The sequence below is a fragment of the Marinovum algicola genome, assembly GCF_900109145.1.
Classification (GTDB): domain Bacteria; phylum Pseudomonadota; class Alphaproteobacteria; order Rhodobacterales; family Rhodobacteraceae; genus Marinovum; species Marinovum algicola.
Genome location: NZ_FNYY01000020.1, coordinates 22,318 through 46,777, shown reverse-complemented (window position 1 = coordinate 46,777; position 24,460 = coordinate 22,318). Strand labels below are relative to the sequence as shown.

Annotated in this window: 22 protein-coding genes; 15 read left to right on the top strand and 7 right to left on the bottom strand. The window is 61.0% G+C overall.

The annotated features are described in order from the left end of the window. Positions 1-9 precede the first annotated feature (9 nt). Positions 10-360 (bottom strand): hypothetical protein, encoded by a 351-nt coding sequence (locus BMW90_RS27065; RefSeq protein WP_244526566.1) that lies wholly within the window; start codon positions 358-360, stop codon positions 10-12. Positions 361-1,031: 671 nt separating this feature from the next. Between BMW90_RS27065 and BMW90_RS26465 the strand changes: the two genes are divergently transcribed. From BMW90_RS26465 to BMW90_RS20620, 15 genes are all read left to right on the top strand, one after another. Further along, positions 1,032-1,316 (top strand): hypothetical protein, encoded by a 285-nt coding sequence (locus BMW90_RS26465; RefSeq protein WP_139211495.1) that lies wholly within the window; start codon positions 1,032-1,034, stop codon positions 1,314-1,316. Positions 1,317-1,431: 115 nt separating this feature from the next. Continuing rightward, the gene (locus BMW90_RS20685) at positions 1,432-2,001 is read left to right on the top strand and encodes a lytic transglycosylase domain-containing protein (RefSeq protein WP_074838755.1); all 570 of its coding nucleotides are present in this window, start codon (positions 1,432-1,434) and stop codon (positions 1,999-2,001) included. Positions 2,002-2,013: 12 nt separating this feature from the next. Beyond that, a complete protein-coding gene (locus BMW90_RS20680; protein WP_074838752.1) occupies positions 2,014-2,301 on the top strand; it encodes a TrbC/VirB2 family protein in 288 nt (95 codons plus the stop codon). An 18-nt stretch (positions 2,302-2,319) separates the two neighbouring features. Next, the gene (locus BMW90_RS20675) at positions 2,320-2,661 is read left to right on the top strand and encodes a VirB3 family type IV secretion system protein (RefSeq protein ID WP_244526565.1); all 342 of its coding nucleotides are present in this window, start codon (positions 2,320-2,322) and stop codon (positions 2,659-2,661) included. Next, entirely contained in the window at positions 2,661-5,015 is a 2,355-nt protein-coding gene (locus tag BMW90_RS20670; protein ID WP_074838748.1) for a VirB4 family type IV secretion/conjugal transfer ATPase, read from the top strand. The genes BMW90_RS20675 and BMW90_RS20670 overlap by 1 nt, the downstream gene beginning before the upstream one ends. Beyond that, positions 5,012-5,728, top strand: a complete 717-nt coding sequence (locus BMW90_RS20665; protein ID WP_074838746.1) for a type IV secretion system protein — start codon at positions 5,012-5,014, stop codon at positions 5,726-5,728. Before BMW90_RS20670 ends, BMW90_RS20665 begins: the two co-directional genes overlap by 4 nt. Positions 5,729-5,737: 9 nt before the next feature. After that, the gene (locus tag BMW90_RS20660) at positions 5,738-6,001 is read left to right on the top strand and encodes an EexN family lipoprotein (RefSeq protein ID WP_074838743.1); all 264 of its coding nucleotides are present in this window, start codon (positions 5,738-5,740) and stop codon (positions 5,999-6,001) included. Between the two features lie 25 nt (positions 6,002-6,026). Then, on the top strand, positions 6,027-6,920 hold the full coding sequence (locus BMW90_RS20655) for a TrbL/VirB6 family protein (RefSeq protein WP_083416137.1): 894 nt from the start codon (positions 6,027-6,029) through the stop codon (positions 6,918-6,920). A gap of 46 nt (positions 6,921-6,966) precedes the next feature. Continuing rightward, complete coding sequence (locus BMW90_RS20650; protein WP_074838741.1) at positions 6,967-7,167, top strand: hypothetical protein; 201 nt, start codon at positions 6,967-6,969, stop codon at positions 7,165-7,167. Next, positions 7,164-7,850, top strand: a complete 687-nt coding sequence (locus tag BMW90_RS20645) for a VirB8 family type IV secretion system protein (protein WP_074838738.1) — start codon at positions 7,164-7,166, stop codon at positions 7,848-7,850. The genes BMW90_RS20650 and BMW90_RS20645 overlap by 4 nt, the downstream gene beginning before the upstream one ends. Continuing rightward, the gene (gene virB9 / locus BMW90_RS20640; RefSeq protein ID WP_074838735.1) at positions 7,847-8,698 is read left to right on the top strand and encodes a P-type conjugative transfer protein VirB9; all 852 of its coding nucleotides are present in this window, start codon (positions 7,847-7,849) and stop codon (positions 8,696-8,698) included. The genes BMW90_RS20645 and virB9 overlap by 4 nt, the downstream gene beginning before the upstream one ends. Before the next feature lie 2 nt (positions 8,699-8,700). Further along, a complete protein-coding gene (gene virB10, locus BMW90_RS27060; protein ID WP_074838733.1) occupies positions 8,701-9,867 on the top strand; it encodes a type IV secretion system protein VirB10 in 1,167 nt (388 codons plus the stop codon). 32 nt (positions 9,868-9,899) lie between these two features. Continuing rightward, positions 9,900-10,901 (top strand): P-type DNA transfer ATPase VirB11, encoded by a 1,002-nt coding sequence (gene virB11, locus BMW90_RS20630; RefSeq protein ID WP_211568982.1) that lies wholly within the window; start codon positions 9,900-9,902, stop codon positions 10,899-10,901. Beyond that, on the top strand, positions 10,898-13,024 hold the full coding sequence (locus BMW90_RS20625; protein ID WP_074838729.1) for a type IV secretory system conjugative DNA transfer family protein: 2,127 nt from the start codon (positions 10,898-10,900) through the stop codon (positions 13,022-13,024). Before virB11 ends, BMW90_RS20625 begins: the two co-directional genes overlap by 4 nt. Next, the gene (locus BMW90_RS20620) at positions 13,017-14,564 is read left to right on the top strand and encodes an LPD7 domain-containing protein (protein WP_074838727.1); all 1,548 of its coding nucleotides are present in this window, start codon (positions 13,017-13,019) and stop codon (positions 14,562-14,564) included. The genes BMW90_RS20625 and BMW90_RS20620 overlap by 8 nt, the downstream gene beginning before the upstream one ends. 396 nt (positions 14,565-14,960) lie before the next feature. Here BMW90_RS20620 and BMW90_RS26460 read toward each other — a convergent pair whose 3' ends face one another. The 6 genes from BMW90_RS26460 to BMW90_RS20590 all read right to left on the bottom strand — a co-directional run bounded on the left by BMW90_RS26460 (position 14,961) and on the right by BMW90_RS20590 (position 24,459). Further along, the gene (locus BMW90_RS26460; RefSeq protein WP_139211494.1) at positions 14,961-15,404 is read right to left on the bottom strand and encodes a hypothetical protein; all 444 of its coding nucleotides are present in this window, start codon (positions 15,402-15,404) and stop codon (positions 14,961-14,963) included. An 877-nt stretch (positions 15,405-16,281) separates the two neighbouring features. Further along, positions 16,282-20,631: an NACHT domain-containing protein gene (locus tag BMW90_RS20610; RefSeq protein ID WP_074838723.1), complete on the bottom strand. Its 4,350-nt coding sequence runs from the start codon at positions 20,629-20,631 to the stop codon at positions 16,282-16,284. A 506-nt stretch (positions 20,632-21,137) separates the two neighbouring features. Continuing rightward, positions 21,138-22,319: a relaxase/mobilization nuclease domain-containing protein gene (locus BMW90_RS20605; protein WP_074838720.1), complete on the bottom strand. Its 1,182-nt coding sequence runs from the start codon at positions 22,317-22,319 to the stop codon at positions 21,138-21,140. Continuing rightward, positions 22,316-22,873 carry a hypothetical protein gene (locus BMW90_RS20600; RefSeq protein WP_244526564.1) on the bottom strand — a complete coding sequence of 186 codons (558 nt, stop codon included), beginning with the start codon at positions 22,871-22,873 and terminating at the stop codon, positions 22,316-22,318. Before BMW90_RS20600 ends, BMW90_RS20605 begins: the two co-directional genes overlap by 4 nt. A gap of 245 nt (positions 22,874-23,118) precedes the next feature. Further along, positions 23,119-23,406: a hypothetical protein gene (locus BMW90_RS20595; protein ID WP_074838715.1), complete on the bottom strand. Its 288-nt coding sequence runs from the start codon at positions 23,404-23,406 to the stop codon at positions 23,119-23,121. 12 nt (positions 23,407-23,418) lie between these two features. Then, positions 23,419-24,459, bottom strand: a complete 1,041-nt coding sequence (locus tag BMW90_RS20590; RefSeq protein ID WP_074838713.1) for a ParB/RepB/Spo0J family partition protein — start codon at positions 24,457-24,459, stop codon at positions 23,419-23,421. Between the last annotated feature and the right edge of the window lies 1 nt (position 24,460).

Genomic DNA, 24,460 nt, shown 5'->3' with positions numbered 1-24,460 from the left:
CTGCGGTGATCAGTAATCCACCTGCTCGAAGCCATAGTTTCCCTGATAGTCGGTCCAATCGATGAATACGGCCCTCCCGTAGAGGCTCGGGCAGTGCTCACCCCAACCGACGAGACCTTCGAACGCGTCCGGCAGTGACGTCACCGAACTGCTTGACCAACTGAAGTCGCCCTGCACCCCATAGGTACCGACACGGACCTTCTCGCTCCGGCGACAATCACCATCGTCGCCGCTTTCGCGCTGTCGGGCAAACTCGACGTTGTAGACGCGGATGGAGCGGACGAAGTCATACTCGGCCCCGCTGATATCGACGTCGGCCACGCCGTTGACATCGGCATAATTCGCGATCAGGGACAGCATCTCGTCCCGCCCTGGCCTCGGAGGGAGCATCCCCTCCAAAACAGCCGAGAATGGCGGCATAGCAGAAGGTTTCCGCGTGCTGGAAGCCTCGTACAGGAGCGGCAAAGCGTTCGGCTCCTGAGGTGGGCGGTAGCCCACGCCCAAAGGGCAATTCCAGATCTGCAATGGAGGCTCCACCGGCCAAGGCGTGATCCTGCTGATGAAAACGGATCGCGCCTCGTTGCACTCGGTGCTGTCGGGCCAGCCTCCTGCCAAACAGATCAAGATAGCGCAGTCTACTTGGTAGGCTTGCGCAGCCGGAGGTGCGGCCAGGAGCAGGCCTGTACAGGTTAGGGCAGTCGCGACACCGCGCTTCATCGCATGTCCAAAGAATAGCAAAACTTCTGGCCCCTCGGTTCTTCACTCGGCATGTCCCCGCCGGTGTTCCGCTCTCAGGATGGTCACAGCAAGGTGATCATTCTATAGCCGGCGACGACAAGAACAGCGCCAAGCTTCCAGAGGAAGCGCTATTTGTCAAATACGCGAATCAGCACTAAGGCGCTCTATAAAGGAAATCGGCACTTTTTTGCTGTAGGGCGCTTTTTTTAAATTTTGGCTTTAAAGTTGAAAAAAGGCGTGATTCAAGGATACGCAGCACCTGTCCAAAAAAACTCAACGACAGGTGTCAGCCAATGTGGAACCCACGCGTGATTACGACTGATGCAGTGCAAAACTTCCTTGAGAAGGGTGGCAAGCTCGACTACCGCCCGATTCACACGCCAAAAGGATGGAACTGGGAGCTCTGGGCTGTTCAGTCGACCGGCGCGGCCAGCCCGGTCATTTCCTCAAAGACTGGCGAAGCCCGCGTCTTCAAGTCTTCCGACGCGCTGGTCAGCTTCCACATGCGTATCTTCCCTGACGCCGAAGGCGTTTGGGTGCCTGCCCCGAAATCTGGACAAGACGAAGGCACCGAGTGATCGCCTTGGCGCTGCGCGCAGGCTGATCCTCCGACCGCTCTGCGGTTCCCTCCTCTCCCTCTCGATCCTTTCTGCATTCACCGTCGGCTCACCGCGCCTCGCGCAGGCTGAGCCCATGAATGCCACTGCGTTCCGGGCCGTCGCTGAGAACTGCGCGCCCGGTGTCGCCCCCTCCATCATGGAAAAGCTCGTCGCCGCCGAGAGTGGCTTCAACCCGTTCGCCATCGGCGTGAACGGCCCGGATCGTGCGTCCTATGCGCCGCGCTCCGCCAATGAGGCCGCGCAGATCGCCAGCCGCCTGATCGCGGAGGGGAAGTCCATCGACATGGGCCTCGGGCAGATCAACAGCGCCAATCTGTCCTGGCTCGGGCTGACGCCTGCCACGGTGTTCGATGCCTGCCGCAATCTGACGGCTGCGGAAATCGTGCTGCGCGACGGCTATGACCGGGCGCGCGATGACGGAGCAGACCGGACACAGGCCCTGCATCAGGCACTTTCTTCCTACAACACCGGCTCTTTCACGCGTGGTTTCCACAACGGCTACGTGGCCCGCGTGCTGGGAGAGGGGTCCGTGACCGCCCCCTCGATAGAAAAGCGGTCGCCCTCCCTGAGCGACGACAAGGCCGCGAAACGATGGGACGTGTTCGGCGCGGCCACCGGATCGAACGCCTTGGTTTTTCAATAAAAGGACGCAACCATGAAGAAGTTTCTGACCCGCCACCGGAGCATCGGCGCCCCGATGTTCCTGGCTGCGGTTCTGACCGCAGCGGCGCAGCCCGCCGCCGCCGCAGGCTTCACCGACTTCCTGAACAATATCCTCGACGAGTTCGAAAGCGCCAAGCAGCCCATTGCCCTGATCGCCCTCATGTTCATCGGCGCGGGCTGGCTCTTCAACTTCGTCGACCTGCGCCGTGCCGCCTGGGCCGTTGGCGGCGTCGTCCTGATCTACGCCTCCTCCGAGGTGCTGAAAATGATCACCGGCTAACCGGCGGGAGGGCCCAGAATGAACAATGCAATGGACAAGGTGAAGATGAACGAGGACGTACTGTTCCTCGCCCTCACGCGCCCGGCAATGATCTTCGGCATCCCAGTCGAAGCCTTTGCCATGTGCTGCGGCATTGGCGGGCTCGCGATGATCGCTGCGGACTCGATCTTCTATCTGCCCATTGCGATCCCCCTGCTCGGCGTCTCTCGCCTGATCGTCGAGCGCGATCAGAACGCCTTCCAAATCCTGTTTCGTTGGCTGGACACAAATGCCCGGTGCCGGAACCGGAGCATTTGGGGGGGATCATCGACATCCCCCCTGCGTCTCCGCCGCCTCTACAAGATCGAGGAGATCGACTGATGGGCCTGACGGGCAAGATCAAGACGGAGAATACGGCAGACCGCTATCTTCCCTTCATCCGCCATTCGGACGCGCACACGATCATCACGCGCAACAGGGGTGCCTTCCAGATGCTGAAGCTTGAGGGCGTCTCCTTCCGCACGGCGGATACCCAGCTCATCAACACGCTGCACAACCAGCTCAGCCACGCGCTGCGCAACATCGCCGACGACAGCGTCATGGCCTATGTCCATGTGGTCCGTGCCACCGATGACGATTATCCGTCCGGCAACTTTGTCACCGACCTCGCCCGCTGGATCGACGAGAGCTATCGCAGCCGCATCGAGGCCAAGCGTCTGTTCCGCAACGATCTGTATTTGACGGTCTACGTGCAGCCCCGCAGCCTGCCTGGTGGTCGGCTGGCAAAGGGCGTCCGTCGCGCCCGCACCAGCCAGATCGAGGTGGACCAGGATCTTCTGGACGATCTCGACGACAAGACCACGCAGCTGACCCGCAGCCTCAGCCGCTTCCGGCCCCGGAAGCTCTCGATCACTCGGGACCACCGCGACCTGCTGATCTCCGAGCCTGCCAGTGTCCTCAAGCAATTGATCTCTGGCCGGTATGAGCCGGTCCCGCTGGTTCACGGGACCATTGGCAATGCGATCTACACCGACCGGGTGATCTTCGGGCGGGAGGCGCTGGAAATCCGCCATGCCTCCGCCAGCACCTATGGCGCGATGTTCGGCATCAAGGAATACCACGCCCGCACGCACCCGAACATGTTCGACAACCTGCTGACGGCCCCCTTCCGCTTCGTCCTCACACAGTCCTTTCGCTGCACCGCGAAGAACGAGGCCATGCGTCAGATGACGCTCAAGGAAGGGCGGCTGCGCAACGCGAATGACCCCGCCGTGTCCCAGGCGGACGGGCTGCGCGACGCCCGCGACGATCTGATGTCGGGCGAGTTCGTGATGGGCGAGCATAACCTGTCCCTGATGGTCCTAACCGACGATGCGAAGGAGCTGAAAGCCCGCGCCGCCGATGCGCATACCCTGTTGTCGGAATCCGGGGCTGTCGTCGCCCGCGAAGACATGGGGCTTGAGCCGCAATTCTGGGCGCAGCTTCCTGGCAACCACGCGCACCGGGCGCGGGTCGCGATGGTGACCAGCCGCAACTACACGGCCATGGCACCGCTGCACAATTACCCGACCGGCCACCGGCACGGCAATGAATGGGGCGGTGCGGTCAGCAAACTCCAGACCAGCGCCGGAAGCCCCTTCTACTTCAATTTCCATGTCGGCGATCTCGGCCACACCTTCATCTGCGGCCCCTCCGGCTCCGGCAAGACGGTCGTGCAGACCTTCCTGCTGTCGCAGCTGGAAAAATTCGGGGCCAAGCGCGTCCTCTTCGACAAGGATTACGGGGCCGAGATCTTCGTCCGTGCCTCGGGCGGCTCCTATCTCGATTTCCAGTCCGGTCGCCCGACCGGCTGCGCGCCGTTCATGGCAATCGAGCTCGATGCCGACGGCCAGGCCTTCATGGTTGACCTGGTCAAATCCATGCTGGGCGGCGAGCGCGCAACCTTCTCGGCCGAGGACATCCGGCGGATCGAGATGGCCGTCACGGGCCTGTCCAACCTGCCGCGCAGTGGCCGCACCGTCTCCGCCCTGCGCGAGCTACTGGGGTTCGGCGGCGGCGCGGAAGACATCGGCAACCGTCTGGATCGCTGGCTGAGCGACGAACGCCTCGGCTGGGTCTTCGACAATTTCGAGGACACCATCGCCTTCGATGCAGACCTGGTGGGCTTCGACATCACGGCCTTCCTCGACGATCCAGAAATCCGCAACCCGATCATGATGTACCTCATGCACCGGGTCGAAAAACTGATCACCGGCCAGCGTATCGCGATCTTCATCGACGAGTTCTGGAAGGCGCTGTCCGACCCCTACTTCTCGGACTTCGTGAAGAACAAGCTGAAGGTCATCCGTAAGCAGAACGGCATCATCGTGGCCGGGACGCAGTCGGCCTCCGACGTCGTGAACAGCCCCATTGCCCGCACGATCATCGAGCAATGCGCCAGCCAGATCTTCTTTGGTTCCGACCGCGCCAGCCGCAAGGACCTGGTCGACGAGTTCAGCCTGTCCGATCGGGAGTTTCAGATCGTGCGTGACGAGCTGCCCCTCGGCCATTTCCTCATCAAACAGGCGCAGAACTCGGTGGTCTGCGACCTCGATCTGTCGGGCCTCGATGACGTGCTGACCGTCCTGTCGGGCCGCACCGCCACCAACGCCATCATGCACGCGCTGATGCTGGATCACCCTGCCCCGAAAGACTGGCTCCCCCGCCTGTTCCAAAAAAGGAAGGACCTCCGATGACAAGGCTTCTCATGCCAGCCGCAGCGCTGGCGTTCTCCCTCTCGGCCACGGCCCATGCGCAAGGCGTACCCGTGGTCGACAACACCGCCATCGCCAATGCCAAGGCCGAGTTCGTCAAGGAAATCGCCCAGATGGTCGAAGAGCTGGAACAGGCCAAGGCGCTCTATGCCTCGATCAACGGCCTGACCGACATGGATTCCATCGTCAGTGCCCTGAACTCGCCCGATGTCCGCGAACTGCTCGGGCCGGATGCCATGCAGATTGCCAGCGACTTCGACATTGACCTCGATGACCTCGGCGATCTGGCAGGCAAGGCGCAGGACGCGGCCGACTTCTCTGCGCTGGTTGGGGCCAACATCGACGCGGACGATTTCTACCAGAGCGAACTGGACCGCATCCGCAACCAGTCGGCCCGCGACACCGCTGTCGGCGACCGGATCGTGACGCTGTCGGATGACCGGCTGGCAGGGCTTGAGCAACTGCGCAGCAAGATCGGCACCGTTTCCACGCAGAAGGAGGTGGACGCCCTGAACGCCCGGATCGCGGTGGAACAGGCCATGCTCCAGAACGACACCAACCGTATTCAGGGCCTCGCCATGCTCCAGCAGGCGCAGCGACAGGTGGAAGAGCAGCGCCAGACCGAAGTCGCCGCGCAACGCCGCGCCAAGGAAAGCGCGGCCTTCACCAGCATCTACGGCGACGACAACTTCTGAGGAGACACCATGCACCTGCCCCTTCCCCTGATCATCACTCTTGCGGCTTCTGCGTTTCTCGCGGGCTGCAAGGAAGAGGCCGAGAACCACACGGTCGACTACTTCACCGCCAATCCCGTCGAGCGGGCCGCGATGTTGGAATCCTGCGAAGTCTCTGATCGCGCATCAGAGGAAGCGAATTGCGTCAATGCTGATTTGGCGGAGCAGCAGGCCCAGCGAGACCAGTATCGCGAAGGCTTCCAAAAGACATTCGGGGACCCGTCGTTCGACTGAACCGGGACACGGAAGGACCGCCACCATGCTGCAAGCGCTCTACGACAATTTTGCTGACAGTCTCACCGACAAGATGAACGACATCAGCAGCACCATCTCTTCCGAGCTGTCTGCACCGCTGACGACGGCCCTGACGATCTACCTGTTTCTTTATGGCTGGGCGATTATCCGTGGTTCCATCCACGAACCGCTGATGGATTTCACCCTGCGCGGCGTAAAACTGGCGATCATCTGGACCCTCGTGTCCAGCGCCGGCGATTACTCGTCCTGGGTCGGGGACACGATCCTCAACGGCATCCCCGATTTCGTGGAAACGCTGACCGGCGGATCGACCGACCTGCCCTCCGATCCCGTCATGGCAATGGCGGGCAAACTGAGCCTCGAGGTTCAAGAGCACTATGGATCAGGCCTTGCCGGCTCCATCTACGGCTACGTGCTGTCCATCGTTCTCATCCTCATCGCGGTGCCTTTTGCTGCCTTGGCGTTCGTGGTCAGTTTAATCGTTCATTTCGGGTTGGCGCTCATGGCGGCCATCGGCCCGCTCTTCGTCGCCTTCGCTCTCTTCGATGTCACGCGCGGCTGGTTCTTTGCCTGGTTGGGCCAGTCGCTGAACTTCGCGCTGCTGAAGCTTCTGGTGACAGTACTCATGATGACGATCACGGCATTCGTTGCGGACGTCTACACCAGCTTCAATGTCAACGATGGGGCGGCCTCGATCTCAGCCTTCATGGTCGCGATGTTCTGCGGCACGATCTTCTTCTTCCTGCTTCCCTCCATCGCGGCGGCGCTGAGCGCCGGGGCCGGTGCCTCGACCGGCGCCGCGCAGCGCTTCGTGGAGCGGAAGCTTCTGGGAAATGCGGCACCCCGGCAGGGAGGCAGCACGCCCCCCTCCGGTGGCTCCGCGACACGACAGAGCTGAGGCGGACAAATCCACCTCTTCCACGATTAGACTCCAAGGTTACACGATGAAGAAACTTGTCCTCCTGATGGCCGTCCTCAGCATTTCGGCCTGCGCCACGACGACGCCGCTGCCGGATGTGAAAGGCTCGGTCGTCCGGCCACTGAACCCGACCAAGTGGGACTATCAGGCCGCCGTCCTCGAAAAGCAGAAGGAAATCGGCGTCACGCCCCAGATCGCGGACACGCGGGAGGGGGACGACGCATGACGGTATCGCAGGACAAGGACCTTGCCGCCTACCTGAAGGAGGCCCGCAGCTTCGACTACGACAGCCGCCTTGCCGCCGAACGCTCCAAGCGGACGGCCTGGATCATCGCCGGTGCCGCCAGCGTCATGGCGTTGACCAGCGTGGCCGCTGTTGGCTTCATGGCCCCGCTGAAGGAAGTGGTGCCCTTCGTCATCCGGGTCGATCAGGCCAGCGGCGTGCCCGAGGTCATGACCCGGCTCAGCGACGGTGAAAACACCTATGACGAGGCCGTCACGCGTTATTTCCTGGCCCGCTATGTCCGCGAGCGCGAGGGCTACACCTATGCCGAACGGGAAGCGATCTTCCACGAGGTGACGCTGATGTCCTCGCCCGAAGAACAGGCGCGCTTCTCGACCTATTACAACGGCTCCAACCCCAAGAGCCCGCAATACGCCTATGGCACCGACACCAAGGCAGAGATCAAGATCCGCTCGATCTCCTTCCTGAATGACGGGCTGGCACAGGTCCGGTTCTACAAGACCGAGACCAACGAGCGCGAAAACCTGACGACGCAAAGCCTCTGGGTCTCGACCATCGGCTTCGACTTCGACGCCGATGCGGAGATCAGCACCGAGGATCGCACGATCAATCCTTTGGGCTTCATCGTCAGCAGCTATCGGGCCGACCCGGAGGTGACGGAATGATCCTGCGTGCAGCCCTCATCACCTGTCTGGCGCTCACCGCCGCCGCGCCTGCTCTGGCGCTCGACATCCCGAACCCGTCGCGCTCCGACAGCCGCGTCCGGTCCGTCAGCTACAACGAATGGGACGTGGTCCGTGTCGTCGGCACCCTGCGGACCTCCGTGCAGGTCGTCTTTGCCCAGACCGAGGAAATCATCGACGTGGGCAGCGGTGACACCGTCGCCTGGGAGATCGTGCCACGCGGCAATATCCTCTACCTCAAGCCGCGCGAGGCCAACCCGCCGACCAATCTCCAGATCGCGACCATGCGCGAGGACGGCACCACCCGGACCTACTCCTTCGAGCTGATCGTCAGGGACGGCGCGATCACCAACAACTCCAAGGATGTCTACTTCCAGATCAGGTTCGCCTATCCGACCGACGAGGCCAACCGCCGCCGCGCAGAAGCCGCAGACCAGAAAGCACGGGCGCAGGAAGAGGCCGCCAAGGCAAGGCTGGCTGGATCCGTAGCAACTTCAGGCTCGAAGAACTGGCGCTATCTGGTCGCCGGGTCGCATGACCTCCAGCCGTCACAAGCCTACGACAACGGGGAGATGACGGTTCTGACCTTCTCGCGGATGAACCGGATGCCCTCGGTCTTTGTCGTGGACAGCACCGGCACCGAGCGCATGGCGAACACCACCGTCCGCAAGAACCAGATCATCGTGCATGACGTGGCCCCCGAAATGCGCCTGCGCCTCGGGAACCAGGTCACCGCCATCTACAACATGGGGCTGGGATCTTCGTCTGGTGGCTACACCGGCACCGGCACCACCAACCGCTCCGTGCAGCGCGAAATCATCGGACAGTGATCATGACGACTGAAGAGCAAGCACCGCAGGACGGTGCACCCGAACCCATTGAGGACGGCATCGAAGGCGAGCGTGGCATCTCCTCGATCATCAGCGCGAAATCCTCCGGGCTGAACGAGAAGAACAAGAAATTCCTCGTGGCCGCTGGCCTGGTCTTCCTCGGCACGATGGCCCTCCTCCAATGGCCCTCCGACGAAGAGCCTGCGCCGCCCGAAGAAACAGAGCGCCAGCAGACCACGATCCGGCCCGGGCAGAATTTCGAGCCTGCGGAACTGCCCCGAGAGCAGGAACAGCAAGACCAGCCAGAGGAGGCCGCCCCCGAACCCGATGCACCCGTCGGCCCAATCGAGCGCGTGCGCCGGGAAGAACAACTGACTCCGACGGAACCGAACGAGGCCGAACAGCTTTACGAGTCCTCAAAACGCGCGCCTGTCATGGCCTATCAGGGCAATATCACGGGGCTTGCCGGATCGGCGGCGCAGGCAGGCACTGATGACGGGGCCAATCTCTTTGGCGGCTCGACCGAGGGCGCGGGCGGCAAGCTGAACGGGCTCGCGGCTGAACTGGTCACCAACGACCGGCAGTCGGAAAAGGCCACCGTCCTCGCCCATCCCAACCTGACGGTGACGCAGGGCACGACGATCCCCTGCTCGCTCGACACAGCAATGGACTCGACGGCTCCCGGCATGGTCCGCTGCACCGTGACCGACGATATCTATTCGACCACGGGCGCGGTGATCCTGCTGGATCGCGGCACCCGTATCGTCGGCGAGTACAAGGGCGGGATGCAGCGGGGCCGCAAGCGCCTCTTCGTGATCTGGACCCGTGCCGAAACACCCAACGGCGTGATCGTGAACCTGGGCTCTCCCGGTGCCGATGCCCTTGGTCGTACCGGCTTCGATGGCGACATCGACACCCAGTTCTGGACCCGCTTCGGCGGCACGATGATGCTGTCGATCATCGACGATGCCCTGATCATCGCCACCACCTCCGGCGATGGCGATGATGACTCTTACGAGAACTCCCGCGCGGCGGCGCGCAGCCTCGCCCAGACGGAACTGGAAAACACCATCGACGTGCCCGTGATCCTGCGGAAGAACCAGGGCGAAGAGGTATCGGTCATGGTGGCCCGCGATCTCGATTTCTCCGGCGTCTACCGGCTGAAATGATGGAGAGGAACATCCCGCCGCAAGACAGGCCCGTGCCCCCGGCGCTGGCCTCTCACCTGGCCCCGCTATCGCCCTTCTTAGAGCGCCACGACGTTCTGGAAATCTGCATCAATCGCCCCGGCGAGGTCTTCGTCGAATATGCCCAAGGGACATGGGAGCAGGTCGAGCTGCCCGACCTGACCTATGCCTTCCTGACCGGCCTCGTCGCGACCGTGGGCACGTTCTCGCGGCAGAAGGTCAACGAGACGACACCGCTCCTCTCCGGCTCCCTGCCGCAGGGCGAGCGCATCCAGATCGTGCTGCCGCCTGCCGTCCCGGCGGGCACGGTCAGCATCACCATCCGCAAACCGGCGCAGCGGACCTTCACGCTAGACGAGCTTTTGGGTCAGGGCATGTTCGAGGGCGTCAGCAACGCCCCCTCCGCCCTGTCAGACGAAGATGAAGCCCTCCTAGACCATCACCGCGGCGGCGACTGGAAGACCTTCCTGCACGCCGCCGTTCTGGCGAAGAAGAACATCCTCGTCTCGGGCTCCACCGGATCGGGCAAGACGACCTTCTCGAAGGCGCTGATCCCGCTGATCCCGACCGAGGAGCGGCTGATCACCATCGAGGACACCGTCGAGCTGGAGCTTCCGCAGCCCAACGTGGTGCGGATGATCTATTCCAAGGGTGGTCAGGGTGAGGCCAGGGTCACGGCCCGCGGCCTGCTGGAAAGCGCGCTCCGGATGCGGCCCGACCGCATCTTCCTGCAGGAGCTTCGCGACGCATCGGCCTTCTACTACCTGCGCAACGTCAACACCGGGCATGGCGGGTCGATCACCACTATCCACGCCGACTCCGCCAAGCTCGCCTTCGAGCAGCTGGCCCTTCTGGTGAAGGAAAGCGAGGCGGGGCGTGACCTCAAGCGCGATGAGATCAAGGACATGCTCTACCAGATGGTCGACGTGGTCGTGCAGATCAGAAAGACCGCCGCCGGGCGCAGGGTCACCGAGGTCTATTTCGATCCCCGCAGGAAGCTGGGGGATGCCGCATGATCGTCCAGAACTGGCATCGCCTTGGCACCCCCGCACGGGCTGCCGCGATCTCGGCCGCGGTGGTCTTTGCCGTGGCCGGTGGGCTCGTCACCGCCGCCTATGTCATGCAATGGGGGCTGAAGGTTCCGCTCCACCTGCCCCGCGATCTGCTGCTTTGGCCGCAAGCAGCACTGGCCGGATACACCGAGCCCGAGACGGTCAAATGGATCAAGCTCTCCGGCTATGCCGGGCTGCTGCCGACCATCGTCATCGCCGCCGCCATCCTGAAAGCGCAGCCGAAGCCTGACGTGCATGGCCGCGCCGAGTTTGCACGCGCCCGCGACATCCGGCAGGCGGGTATGCGGTCGAAAGCCGGTCTGATCGCGGGTTTCACTGGCTCCCTGCCCACCAGCCACTATGGCAAGCGGGTCGACAAATGGGGTCGGGCAATCGAGCAAGGCGGCGCGGTCAAGATCCAGAAGGCCGGGCATCTGACCCCCAAGAACCTGCTGATGTATGGCGGGGACGAACACGTCCTGCTCTATGCCCCGACCCGGTCCGGCAAGGGCGTCGGCGTGGTGATCCCGAACCTCCTCAACTGGCCGGACTCCGCCGTGGTCCTGGACATCAAGAAGGAGAACTGGACCCTGACCGCGGGCTTCCGCAAGGCGGGGGGCCAAGAGGTGTTCCTGTTCGATCCCCTCGATCCGGATGGTCGCACGCATCGCTGGAACCCGCTCTCGACGGTCCGGCGCGGCACCGATTACCAGATCGAGGATCTTCAGCGGCTGGCCGACCTGTTCATCCCGGTGGCCTCGAAAGATCCGTTCTTCGACCGGGCGGCACAGACGGCCTTTGTCGGCGTCGGCGGCTATTTGGCCGAGACGCCGGAACGGCCCTTCACCCTGGGGGAAATCTACCGCCAGCTCACCCTGACCCCGGATTTCGTCCAGACCTTCCAGAAGCGGATCGAGGGCAGGAAAGACTCCGGGCGTCGGCTGTCGCTTCAGACCGTCGCGACGCTCAACGACTTCCTGTCGAAGAGCGAAAACACCTTCGAGAGCGTGAAATCCACGATCACCGCCAATCTCGGTCTCTTCGCCAACCCGATGCTCGATCGGGCGACCGCCGCGTCGGACTTCGCCTTCGCCGATCTGCGCCGCAAGCGGACGACGATCTATGTCGGCATCACGCCCAACAACCTCGGTCGCCTCGGGCCGCTGATGAACCTCTTCTTCCAGTCCTGCGTCGATGCGAACATGCAGGAGCTGCCCGAGCACAATCCGGCGCTGAAATACAAGATCCTGCTCTGCATGGACGAGTTCGCGTCGGTAGGCGAGCTTCCGGCCTTCAAACGCGGCATCGGCTATTTCGCGGGCTACGGGATGAAGGTGCTGACCATCGTCCAGACCCCGGCCCAGCTGGCCGACATCTACGGCCAGGACGGCGCCGATGCCTATATGGACAACTCCGGCGTCAGCATCGTCTTCACCCCGAAGGGCGTGAAAGAGGCGCGCAACCTGTCGGAACGGCTCGGCACCCATGGCGTCGAGGCCCGCAGCGAGTCCAAATCCAAATACCTCGCCAACCGCAAGGGCACGACCATCAGCCACAGCGAGCAGAAACGCTCTCTCATGCTGCCGCAGGAGCTGCTGCAAATGGACCAGAGCGAGGCCCTGGTCTTCGTCGCCGGACACCCACCGATCCGGGCGAAGAAGATCAGGTTCTATGCCGAAGCGACGCTTCTCGAACGCTCCAAGGTACCGCCGCCCGTGGTCCCCACAATCGGCCGCAACGCCATAGGTGAAGCCGTGGCTTCCCTCAGAAACGAAAACGCTGCCCTGCGCGAGAGCATCTCCGTCCTTCAGGACAAGGTAGACAAGCTGGCCGGTCTGAAAGCTATCCAGGCCGCGAACGTCGCCAATGGCGAACCTGCCGAAGTGCCGATGACCGACGAGGAGATCGCCAACCCGGAGGGCATCTCCTTCGACCGGCTGGCCCTGAGCGGGCAGAAGGCACAGGCGAAAATCAAGGAACTGAACAAGGCCGGACAGGTCGGAACACGCAACGGCACGGCGGACATCCTCGCCGCCCTCGGCTGTGATGTCGCCCCCGCGAAAGCCGAAAGGAAACGGAATGCCTGAGACGGACAAGAGCACGAGCTTCACGCTCTCCTACGCGCACACCGACAAGGAAGAGCGTTTCACCTCGGCCGCCGCCGCAGGGCGTGCCTTCGCGGATGCCGATGCCAGCCAGCACCCGCGCGTGATCGAGTCCACCGACAAAGGCGCGCGCACCGTCGCCCGCACTGTCAGTACCGGCACGGACATCCAGAAATCCGTTCCCACGCTGGACAGCGTCCGCAAGGATCTCACCGACCTCAATCGCGATGGCGCAGCCCCTTCCCGCATGACGCAGACCAACATGGACTTCTGGACCGGCTATCATGATCGGGTCGCGGAGAAGGCCAGCCCGGAGAAGAAGTCAGCCGACCAGGGCTCGATCTCGCCAAGCGAGAGACAAAAGGCCAAACCGGATCAGGATCGCTTTGACCTGCCTGTCAGCTACCACGACAGGTTTCTTGTCACGAAGGCACAGGGTCAGCAGGACCTCTACCGGTCCTATGATGACGCCCGGCCCGCGATCATCGACAAGGGCGAACAGCTCAGCACCCGAAACGCGGATCGCGGGACCGCAATGGACATGATCGAGCTGGCCGCGCATCGCGGCTGGCAGAGCCTGAAGGCGAAGGGGCCGGAAGAGTTTCGGCGCGAGATGTGGATCGAAGGCACCGCCCAGGGCTTGAAGGTTCAAGGCTACCGCCCCACTGAGAAGGATCAGGAGGAAGCCAACCGCCGGAGCCAGATGATCGGGGAACGTGCCATCGAGCGGACGGACCGTGCCCCCATTTCCGCCAATGCCAAGACGACCGACCGCGAAGACCGGCAGGCCGCGCCGCGCCAAAGCTACTCTGACGGCATCTCCGGCAGGATCACCGACCTCGGCACCGCCCCCTATCGCAACCGCGAAGGGGCTGATCCCGTGCCTTTCGTCGCCCTGACCAACAAGGCGGGCAAGGAAGAGCACATCTGGAGCGTCACCCTCCCTGCCGCGCTCGACAAGCATGACCTGAAAGTCGGAGACCACGCGACGTTCTTTTCTCCCGGCGTCGAGCCCGTGACCTACAAGACCAAGGACCAGAAGACCAGCGAGGAAGTCGAACGCCAGGGACACCGCCGCCTCTGGGACGCCAAGGACATCGAGCGCGAAGCACAGCCGCAACGCGCGGCACAGGGCAAATCTGCGGCGAAGGCAACCACTGAGGAAACACCGATGGCCGCCAAGCAGCGCGAGCAGGACACCAAGTCGGACCGGCTCGAAGACCGGATCAAGCGCTACGAACCCGGCGACCATGCCGCCAAAGGTCCGGCCAGCGTTCTGGCTCACATGGACGCGCGGCTCCGGGCGGAAGGGGTTTCGGAAAAGGACCGTGAGACGGCCCGCGACCATGCCGCAAAGTTGCTGTCACAAAGCATGAAGGCCGGAAGACAGGTCCGTGTCCAGAAACTCGCCAACGTCACCAAGGAACAAGAGGCCCAGGTGCGTCCGGATACAGCCAAGGAGATAAGACCTGTTCCTGAGCGTCAGATGTCGGATCAGACCAAAGGCAGCCGCTCGAAGTAGAACCGCCGGGCGGCATCGCTCGCTCCTGCCTCTTTGTCAAAAGCAAGGCCTTAGATTTAGCGGCCTTCGCCGATACGGACCCTCGCTGCGCCGCGCTCGAACTCACCCTATCCGGACGAACCTGCCATTCGCCGCACGCGCAGTCTGCGGCGTGTCGAGCGTCGGCAATGCGCAGATAGCGACATTTGCAAACTGACGCGGTGAGGGTACCGTTGAAGGAAAACGCGGCCCTGACCTGCCGTTCGCCTCGTGGCCGAGCGCTGCGGTGAAGCTTCGCGAGACCGGCCGTTCGTCCATCGTGCAGCATTTTGGAGGGTGAAGGTCGGCTGTGCGGGATAGAGCTGTCGGTGATTGGAGGAAAAATTTTTAAACTACCCTTCGGACACTATTCTTAAATCATGAACCCATATAGTCAGATGACCTAAGCCTTCTTGTGTCTGGCCCATTTGGCTTGTTGAAAAAACCCAGCAGACGACTTTCAGCTTTGGCTCGCTCCCAGTCGTGCTTAAGAAGCCGGGCAGTTTGGGCCAAGAACTTTCTTCTCAAGAAGTCATCAGGTGTCTCTACGGCCCTGTGGAGAGTTTCAAGGATGTCATTGTCATCCTTGTCATTGGGATTGAGGCGAATCTGGAACTCTCCAATAATTAAAATAAAATCAGGTGATTGAGTGTCTTTTCTCAACATCAACTTTACCGCTTCGGTCGTAAGCTGTCGTATTCGGACACGCCACTCCTTGCGCTCTTCAACTACATCTTTTGAGTAACCAGACGCCTTCGCTGTTGCGTATGCAACGATGACCGAAACAAGTGCGCTAAGGATAATTGTGTATAACTCATTCATATTTCGTGATATTCTCTTGTAATACTCTGACTTGGCTCCGCTCGCATGAAGATAAGCTGGTCTCGCGGTCGATCATAGTCCAGAAATAAAATAAACCAGATGATCACCTTGAAGGCAGTAATGGATCTGAATTCGACCTGCGGCGGTGCGGCAGAGGTTCGGCTTGCCGCCTCGAGGGCGGGTCGCCTACGTCCCTGAGCCGACGTTCGTGCGAGCCAGGGTGGATAACCGGTGTCAGTCCTTTACGGCGGTCGCTTGCTATCCCTTAGTTGAAATTACTGGACTCGAATCGTCCTGGCGGTGACCATCGAAGTCACTACTAACCGGGAGGATAGAAATTGCCGGACTATTACGTGAATTCAAACGCTCAAGGTAATGGCGACAATGAAGTGCATCGGAGCGATGAGGTAGGCTGTCAAAATCCAGCGTCATCGTGGAACAGGGTTTCACTCGGCTGGCATTCGGACTGCCACTCAGCTGTTTCTGCCGCAAAAGCCAAAGGCTACAATGCCAATGGATGCTTCTATTGCGCAAACGCTTGCCACACAACTTGAGCATTCAGGGGGTGATTGGTCAAGATCTAACCGAAAAACTGGCTAGGTCTTGGCTTGCCCAAGCGCAGATCTATTTTAGTCGAAACGCTGCCTTCCGCCATCCAAAATGGTGCATCCTTCAGGAGACACGACTGGAGAGCCCGGCCCGTACCGGCCATTGATTCCGGGCGGCGATGCTGCGGCGCAGCTTCGCCAATCCAGACCTTCGCAAGGTCATTTGAGTGCTCCATTTGCGCCATGGAGAATGACCTCCGCCAGAATAGCAACAGCCCGGGTGTTGGGAGGGCGAAACACCAAGATCGGGATTCTTGCACTTTGATCGTCTAATTCTGTCGAACTTCACGACGCTTCGTGAGATCGATCCCAACAACTTGAATGTTTTCGATGGCTGCTGGTTTGAAGTCACTGTCCGTTGAAAGCAACTCGAGACCATATTTCTGCAAGGCTTTGACAAGTTCCTCATAGTCAAGCCGTTCTCCGGTGGGAGTCTGCCAGTGCTGCTGTTTTCCTCGTGAGACAAGCAGGAACACACCGTTTTTATTACCTTCGTCTCGAAGGTAGTCACCACAGAGTTGGTCACGCAACTTCTCGAATAGCCGCGGCCCTGACCACTTGTTGTCAGCAATCTTTAACTCGACGGGAACCATTCCCTGAATGCCCGCACGCATGAAACGAATGTCCGTTCGCTGCTTGTTCGGCATTTCGTCCTCCTGAGAGATGGAATAGCGACCCTGCGAGCGCCTTTGAAGTTCACCTGCAAGGTAGTTACGGAGCTTTGTTTCCTCATTGGTCTCGATGATAACTTCAGCGGGGCTGAAATCCCCATCTTCATATTCATATTTCAGATCGAGAAGCCGACTGACGGCGATGTCGAACAGTTCGCGTGGGTTAGTCGGTGTGCATTCCAACTGCGATGCAAACTCGTTCACTCTATTGACTGACCATGGTGTATCGGCATCTGCCTTTGCACGCATGATCGCCTGCCCTGTTCGCCATGCTCGTGCTTGTTCAGTCGGTGCAGCCTGCGCGATTTCCATCAAAGCATCGAATGTCTCCTTGCCCGGAATGTCGCGTAGCGCTTCGTAGATGTGACCGCGCGCATCTTGAGCGTCGTCTCTGGAGTTCGGACTGTAGACACCGCCTCCTGCTCGTTCGATGTCTTCATCAGGCCGAATATGTTCGTGCATGAGCTTATGGAGGTCGCTCAAATGCTGGGCGGCAACATGGTTTTTCCGCACGCCAATGCCCTGATCCCGGCGAGAACCGTTGAGGGCGTTAATGAAGCCAATTGCAAGTTCGGTGGCTTCTTCGCGCTCCAGCGCCGCCAGTGCCTCCGACAGACGTTCGATGGCGGGTGCAGGATCGACAGACACCCACGCCGCATACCAAAGATGGATGTGCGTGTCCGGCGTTGTACTGGCATCGATCTTCCCTAAACACAGTGATGCCACATCCCCGTCCGGAATATCCTCGCACCGCAAGATTGCGCCGAGTGCGATCCCAAGCGGCTGAACGAAAACCGGATTCCGGGTGCGGAGATGTTCAAGAAGGTGTGGTGCGAGTCGTTCGCCGTACCACGGTGCATCCCACGCGAGGTCGTTCATCACATAATGCGGGGGATCGTCGGCGGTCACGTCGAACAATTCCCATTCAGCTTCCCGACCGACGACATCCAACGTAATCTCGGGATACTGGTCCGCGAACAGCTTGAACCAGGATGGGAAGCCGTTCAGTTCGCAGAACAGATAGCGAGCTGCTCGCCGCGCTTCGTCGTCCGAAAGGTCGGCGGGCCAGCTTTCGATTTCGCGGGCTTCTATCTCAAGACCGGACAAGCCCATAATCTGAAGGCGTGGATAGGAGTTTCCTTTCTCTCCTTTTTCCGAAGCCAGCACCGGATTGAACCGCCGCCACATCGCCATCAGCCCGTCCCGCATCGCTTCGGCGGTTTCCTGTCCGAATTCCTCTGCGAGACTTCGCCAATTCGTCTGGCTCCATTTGCTGTTCGACCCTCTGTGTTCGCGCATACGATCGAAGAGATACCCCTGCGAGTTCCAAAAGTTTCCCTCGGGCGGCGGCTCGACCTCACGCACATGATCGAGGTGCATAGGCAGGTGTTCGCGCCATCCTGCACGTGCAGCAGCGTTGGCTTCTTCGCGTGCCCTTTGACGCCTTTTCCAGCTAGCTTCGGAACGCTTGTAGCGCTTCTCTTCGTCGCTTTCTGGTGGTGGATTGAGTAGGCGTTTGAGCAATTCGGATAGCTCTGCATTCCCTTTGACGGTTGCCCATAGTCGCCTGCGGATCGCGGGCGGTCGGCCCGCTTCGAGGTACAGGCTGAATGCAAGTGTCAGAGCCACCATCTTGTCATCTTGAAATTCCTTATCCGAAATCCATGCGATGGCTTCTTCAATATCTTCGGCGGTGAAACGCCATTGATCACGATAGAAGCGCGCACGCCACCAATCGGTTACGCGTTCTCCATCGCCGCGCTGATTGAAGGATCGAACAGTCTCGATGTCGTGCCAGAACAAGGCGGCATTGAGTTCGCGCCACGCCGGAACTAGCTCACCAAGTCTGGACTTGGAGTCGCGAATATCGTAATCTTGGGCGAGCGTAACTGACGCAATAATGCTCAAGGCGGGTTCTTGGAGCGCAAGCGGATTGCGCTCTTCAACAAGGCGCTCACAGGCCGGAATGCCAAAATTCAGCATCCACGCATTGTCTTTTGATACCTCGAAGTATCGACGCTCTATGTACGGCTCTGCCTTGAGGTTCCGCGCTGTCCTCGAAACGATTGCGAAGGTGTCCTCGACCGAACAGGCGCGCACATAGCCTTGCATCGCCCGGTTGATACCGTCCGCGCTGTATCGCTCCCCTCCGCCAGCCTTTTCAACCAGCCCCATGACAAGATCGCACGAAAGATAACGCGCACCGAAGGTTTCAATGAAATCCGCCAGTTCGCGCCGCTCCCCCAACGCAGGGTCCTTGGCGATGGCCTCGACTGCCGATTTAATCTGCGCATCTGTACCAACAGCAGAAATAGCCCGCATTGCGGCGAAGCGGGTGTATCGGGACTGGCCCGTCTTGCCGGCAGCAGCGAGGGCAACATCGGCGAGGTCTGCGAGCAAGCCGATTTCGATGGAGCGCAAGACGAATCTTTCAACCTCGCCGTGGCTGCCGTACCGCTCATGGATGGACCGAAAGACATCGCTTAGCTCCGGCGAGATAAGCCTTTGTAGCGTCGCAAGGTCGAAGGACAGTGACGGCTCCGGTGTAGCCGCACATTTCGCGCAAAATCGTTCCAGCAGCTTCGTCCGGTCTTCTGCCTGGAGGGATGCCGGATCGCCGCCCTCAAGGAGAATCTCGGGCCAGTCACGGAGAAGACGGGTTCGGATGGCTGTATCGAACAAGGCAAGCCATGGCAGGATCGGTCGCAAGCTGGGTATCACGATTTCGACCCCGTACTGGGTCTTGAAGAACAGTCCTTCGACGTGGCGCGACTGCCCCAGTTTGATGAGTTCGTAGAACCACTGAGCCGCCAGAAACTCGCGGCTATCACGATGGTCAAACCGCACAAAGCCGTAGGTTTCAGGCTCAAAGATCGGCAGTTCGAGTAGGGCCGAGCACTCTGTAGGCATCCAGTCAGCGTGCACGTCGCTTACCGCAAAACCGTCGTCGTGGTCGGTTTGGTCCGGAACGATGATCTTTGCTTGGTGCGTTAGGGCAACGGTTGCTGCAAGTTTCATTGCCCCTGTGAGCGCCTTATCCGGTGTCAAATCGACACGCGTGCTTCGATTCAGATCATGTTCTTTGAGTTTGCGCTCGATATTGGCCTCAACGATTTCTCGCCTGTTGCCTAAACGTCGTTCTTTGCGCCAGAAAGCAATAATGTCATCGAGGTCTTTAGGGCGGCCCGCCAGATTCTGAAAGTCACGACGCACGATTTCTGAGATAAGGGTTTCTGCATCTGGCGTTCCCTTGGCGTCTGCATAGAGACGCATTTGGTCGGGTGTCAGGTGCCGAAGCGTATAGTAGGTGATCGGCGATTTGTGCTCCGCATCCACAGCGTCTGGTTCTGGATCGTCAAGGAAATCATCGACGTCTGTGTCGTCCGTGCTGTTGGACTGATCCGCTTCCTTTGGCTTGTTGTAGGGAAACAGGCTATCGACGCGGGCAGCATCATCTGTCGGTCGCCAAGCACCGACGCGGCTGGTCAGGATGATATGCGTTCTCTGGAGGTTGTTTCTGATATGGGGGCTCAATGTCCTGAGTGCCTTGTCAAACGCTGCTGGTCCGTCAAGGCGCGCCTCGTCAATAGAGTCGAGGAAGATCCAAATCTCTTCATCTTTTGAAACGGCGTCATTGAAGGAAGCGAGATCGCCGTCGCCCTCAAAGACAATATCGGAAAAGCCGGATGCGAGATATTCGAGCCGGATGAAAAAGGCTGGCTTACCCTCCCCACGCAGCTTGCGGCATTGTTGCGCGATTTCCCACGTCTTGCCCGTGCCTGCGGAGGACAGAAGGACGACGCGGTGCTGCTTGATGATGTCGGGCCATGTCGGAAGTGAGAGGTGCCCCCACGCAATCTGTGCCTCGATGTCTGCCTGTGCGACATCCAGCAGGCTAATCTCGACAAACTGTCGGCTAAGTTCGACGTAGTTGCTGGCGTTAGGCATAGCGTGGCACCGAGGGTTATTGATGTCATTCGGCGGCGAACATCCGACGATACAGCTTCGCCGTCCAGTTGCATTGTCAATTGCCGAGGTTTTTTTTGGGAAGATGGGCCCAAATTTGGTGGCTTTCGGAAAACCTGTTGCCGCCTTTTTCAGTAGGATCCTATCAGATTCATCCGCCGTCTATGCGAGGGCTGGCAGTGATCATGCGGCAGCGCTTCATGCTGATTGGCAATGTCATCATTCCCATGGATGGGCTGCAAGACTCGCACCTGCAGCGAAAGTCCGCTTCCGCCGGGGACCTGCGGACGGCACCAGTTGATGCCAGGACCTCTCGAATGTCCAGACTGGGCTGGGAACGGCCGAATGCCGCGGCCGCGAATTTTCGGCATGGACGCGGATAGTTCGGGCTTAAACTTGCCATTCTCCGCTGATCGACCGAACGGCAGGTTTTGAAATTTGCGAGGCCGTCGACGGGCTGTTGCAGCCCTCGCACACCGCAACAGCCTCTATCGTTGACGACCACCCCTGCCTGGGTTCCCCTTTGACAGATCCTGCTGACGCTCTGGGCGATCGACCGCGTTTTCGCGTCCGCGCGACCCGGAGCGCGTAGCGCCCTGCCCCACCAGAGAGCGCGCAATCTCTGCGCGTTGCGTGGTTGTCTCGGTCAGTCGTGCTGCAAACCGTTTGGTTTCCCGCGCCAAATCACGATCCTTCGGGTCGGCGGATCCAGCCAAGATCGTTGCGGCTTGATCATACGTCGCCATCACCCTGTTGCGCCGCGCGATCAACGCGTCATCCCATGCCTTCTGCGGCAAGCGACCACCATTGTCTTCGAGATCGCGTCGAACCTGGCGCATCTTCCGGGCATCGGCCAAAGGCTTACCGCCCCGCTGCCTGATCTTGTAGACCGGCGTGACCTCGCCCCGACGCGCTACGCCGCGGGCATGGCGGGGAGTGGATTCCGCCTCGATACCGCGGGTCCGGAGATTCTCGGCAAACGTGTCCCGCAGGCGCTGCAGATCGGCTTTCCGCAGGTTCAGCTTCTGACCGTCCTCGCCAACGGTGCGCAGCGTCAGGTGCACATGGGGGTGGTGCGTATCCGTGTGCAGGGCCATCGCATAGTCGTGCCGCCCCTGGAACTCCTGCCTCGCCAACGCCCTGACTGCATCTTTCACCGCCTCCGCATTCGACGTGCCGGGCATCGAGAACATGATGCTGGTCGTGATCCTGGTGCGATCCGTGGCAGAGCCTTCGCGGCGATCCTCGTCATGCTTCTCCATCCACTCACGAAAAATCGCGCCGACCTGTTGCCGCCCGTTGAAGGCCTCCCCCCGGTCGTTCTCGACCTCGATCTTTCCGTTCCGGCTGATGTAGGCGAGATGCTCCGAGGCTCTAACCGCTTCCGACGCTCGGCTGACCTTGATCGGATTGCCAGACTTGTCGTTTTTGGCGGGCTTGGACACCTTCACCATGACCTCCGGCACGCCTTTGACGACACGCGCCAGCCGGGCCTTGTCTGCCGCCGAAATCGTCTGTGCCTGCGCAGTTGCACGATCCGCATCCTCGGCGCCGGCCATACGCTTTCTGCTCCGGCTTTCGACGGCTCCCCCAGCCGGTTTGTTCAGCTTCCTGTTGACCTCTGAGTCCCAGCAGTCCTGAAACCCCAGCTCCGACTTGAAGTCGCTCATGGCTGCTCACCTTCCCCGGACTGAAACCGGAAGCGACCTTCTGCATATACGCTGAGCGCCATGCGCAACTTGGCGACGTCCTGGCGCAGGCCCTCGACTTCAGCCTTGGTCAGATCTGCGCCTGCCCCCATGAGCACACCACGGTTCAGCGCATAGGCAATCTGGTTGGCGTTGACGGCCAGGCCGCGAAGCTGGCGATAGGCGGCACGCACGCCCCGTCTCTCGCCCGCCACCATCTGCGGTGCATTGCGCATCCGAGCCGACAGCAAAGCGGCAGCCCAAGTGGATGCTGTGACGCCTTGGGAGCGCGCCTCTTCCTCCAGATCCTGCCGCACATCGGCAGCCAGTCGCACCGTCACCTTGCCCTCCCGCCGCGCGCGGGATGTCGGTCGGCTTGGCGGCGGCGGCGCGGCCTCGTCCCCATCCAGCGCCAGACCGATCAGACGCCCCAGGAAGACCGACACCGTTTGCCCTTCCGATGCCGCCAAGGCCGCCAGCTGGGCATGGCGCTCAGGCGGCAGGTAGGTCATCGCGGCTTTCTTCTTCGTCGGCATTCTAACTCAAAGGTGCATTACTTGCTGGCGCTTAGCCTATCCTGCATTAGTCACAACCCTAGCCCCAAACGTGGTCCCGGACCACGTTTTCCGCGTTCATCGTCAAGGCTGGGCAAGATGTCGCCGCGGGTCGGAGATGGGGTCCACGCCCCCATCGAAGATGCATGATACCACGCTGCTTCCAACGAAAAACGCACCGTGCGGGGGCGGTGCGTTTCGATCCGTCAGGCCTGCTTTGCCGAGCGCTAGCCCCAGAGGAGCAGCAGGCGATTGCGCGGGGTGACACGGAAGACGAGGCTATCGAGGTAGAAGGACAACGCGCTCAGGACAACGAACACGCCGGCCATCAAAACCGGCGCGATGACCGGATAAACGAACGGGATCTTATCGACGGCATCAACGCCATAGCCGGTAAAGATCATCACCGCCCCGGCCAGCGCGGCGACCAAGTGCAGCACCATCAGCACCGTGAGGGCCGCCTGAACCGGCGTGCGGATCAGCAGCATTGCGTTCCAAAGCGCGATCTTCACCATCTCTTTTCCTCCTCAGTCCCGCAGCAATTCCACCAGCTCGACCTCGGCCAGCGGGACCTCCGCCAGCCGCCCCTCCTCCTCGAAGCGGATGATAACGGTCCGGCTGGTCGAGGCGGGCTGATCGAGCAGGGCCCGGCCAAGCTGTCCTGCATGACGGACCAGAAGGGCGGGCGACGCGCTGGCGACGCGCGGCCGGGGCACAGTCTGAGATGAGGCCGCAGGCGCTTTGCCTGGCGCGCTCCCCTGCCCTGCCGCTTCCGCCGCGTCGAGGCTTGCATCAGGAGTATGCTTCGGTCCTTCAGCTTGGGGAACCGTGGGGGCCAGCGACACCGCAGCACCCACGTCGGGCACGGCCTCTTTGCCTTCGATCATGCCCCTCAGACGCTCGACCGTCACGCGGGAGACATCCCCGGCGTCTGTCTCGCTAAGAAACTGCCGAACGGCGGCTTCGTCCTTCTTCCAGAGCGTGTTCAAATCCGACAGGGCGCGGATCGGGGCATTTTGGGCGGCTGCATCTCGCAACGCATCCGGCATCTTGGCCAGGGAGGCGAAGCGCGACACCTCACCTTCGTTCCAGCCAAGCGCCTCGGCAATTGCGCTGCGCGACTGGCCCGCTGCCCGCATGGCGGCGACTGCCTCGGCCACCTCCAGGGTCGTCAGATCGGCCCGCTGCACATTCTCGGTCAGCTGCGCGATGCGCAGCGCGTCCGTCATCTCGCGAACGACGGCCGGGATCTTGGTCAGTCCCGCCAGCTTCGCGGCCTGGAAACGCCGCTCGCCCATGATCAGCATGTGCTTCCCGGCATCGTTGACAGGCTGCACCGTGATCGCCTGAAGCACCCCCTGGGTCCGAATGCTCTCCGCCAGCGAGGCCAGCTGATCCTTGTCGAAATGCCGACGGGGCTGCTCGGGGTCCGGCACGATGTCGTCAATCGGGATGTCGCGCTGCCCTGCCTGCGCCGGTTTGTTCTTCCGTGTCAGGGCCGCGAGATCGCCGCTTTTCTTGAGCCGGTCCAGCGTCTGCATCGTGCTGCCAAATTTCTTGTCAGTCATA

What these genes read in the sequence shown, in the direction of transcription:
- BMW90_RS20620 (WP_074838727.1), top strand. Translation starts at nt 13,017, where the DNA reads ATGCCTGAGACGGACAAGAGCACGAGCTTCACGCTCTCCTACGCGCAC.
- BMW90_RS27065 (WP_244526566.1), bottom strand. Translation starts at nt 360, where the DNA reads ATGCTGTCCCTGATCGCGAATTATGCCGATGTCAACGGCGTGGCCGAC.
- BMW90_RS26465 (WP_139211495.1), top strand. Translation starts at nt 1,032, where the DNA reads ATGTGGAACCCACGCGTGATTACGACTGATGCAGTGCAAAACTTCCTT.
- BMW90_RS20610 (WP_074838723.1), bottom strand. Translation starts at nt 20,631, where the DNA reads ATGCCTAACGCCAGCAACTACGTCGAACTTAGCCGACAGTTTGTCGAG.
- BMW90_RS20665 (WP_074838746.1), top strand. Translation starts at nt 5,012, where the DNA reads ATGACAAGGCTTCTCATGCCAGCCGCAGCGCTGGCGTTCTCCCTCTCG.
- BMW90_RS20605 (WP_074838720.1), bottom strand. Translation starts at nt 22,319, where the DNA reads ATGAGCGACTTCAAGTCGGAGCTGGGGTTTCAGGACTGCTGGGACTCA.
- BMW90_RS20650 (WP_074838741.1), top strand. Translation starts at nt 6,967, where the DNA reads ATGAAGAAACTTGTCCTCCTGATGGCCGTCCTCAGCATTTCGGCCTGC.
- BMW90_RS20660 (WP_074838743.1), top strand. Translation starts at nt 5,738, where the DNA reads ATGCACCTGCCCCTTCCCCTGATCATCACTCTTGCGGCTTCTGCGTTT.
- BMW90_RS20590 (WP_074838713.1), bottom strand. Translation starts at nt 24,459, where the DNA reads ATGACTGACAAGAAATTTGGCAGCACGATGCAGACGCTGGACCGGCTC.
- BMW90_RS20600 (WP_244526564.1), bottom strand. Translation starts at nt 22,873, where the DNA reads ATGCCGACGAAGAAGAAAGCCGCGATGACCTACCTGCCGCCTGAGCGC.
- BMW90_RS20675 (WP_244526565.1), top strand. Translation starts at nt 2,320, where the DNA reads ATGAACAATGCAATGGACAAGGTGAAGATGAACGAGGACGTACTGTTC.
- virB9 (WP_074838735.1), top strand. Translation starts at nt 7,847, where the DNA reads ATGATCCTGCGTGCAGCCCTCATCACCTGTCTGGCGCTCACCGCCGCC.
- virB10 (WP_074838733.1), top strand. Translation starts at nt 8,701, where the DNA reads ATGACGACTGAAGAGCAAGCACCGCAGGACGGTGCACCCGAACCCATT.
- BMW90_RS20645 (WP_074838738.1), top strand. Translation starts at nt 7,164, where the DNA reads ATGACGGTATCGCAGGACAAGGACCTTGCCGCCTACCTGAAGGAGGCC.
- BMW90_RS20670 (WP_074838748.1), top strand. Translation starts at nt 2,661, where the DNA reads ATGGGCCTGACGGGCAAGATCAAGACGGAGAATACGGCAGACCGCTAT.
- BMW90_RS26460 (WP_139211494.1), bottom strand. Translation starts at nt 15,404, where the DNA reads ATGAATGAGTTATACACAATTATCCTTAGCGCACTTGTTTCGGTCATC.
- BMW90_RS20680 (WP_074838752.1), top strand. Translation starts at nt 2,014, where the DNA reads ATGAAGAAGTTTCTGACCCGCCACCGGAGCATCGGCGCCCCGATGTTC.
- BMW90_RS20625 (WP_074838729.1), top strand. Translation starts at nt 10,898, where the DNA reads ATGATCGTCCAGAACTGGCATCGCCTTGGCACCCCCGCACGGGCTGCC.
- BMW90_RS20685 (WP_074838755.1), top strand. Translation starts at nt 1,432, where the DNA reads ATGAATGCCACTGCGTTCCGGGCCGTCGCTGAGAACTGCGCGCCCGGT.
- BMW90_RS20595 (WP_074838715.1), bottom strand. Translation starts at nt 23,406, where the DNA reads ATGGTGAAGATCGCGCTTTGGAACGCAATGCTGCTGATCCGCACGCCG.
- BMW90_RS20655 (WP_083416137.1), top strand. Translation starts at nt 6,027, where the DNA reads ATGCTGCAAGCGCTCTACGACAATTTTGCTGACAGTCTCACCGACAAG.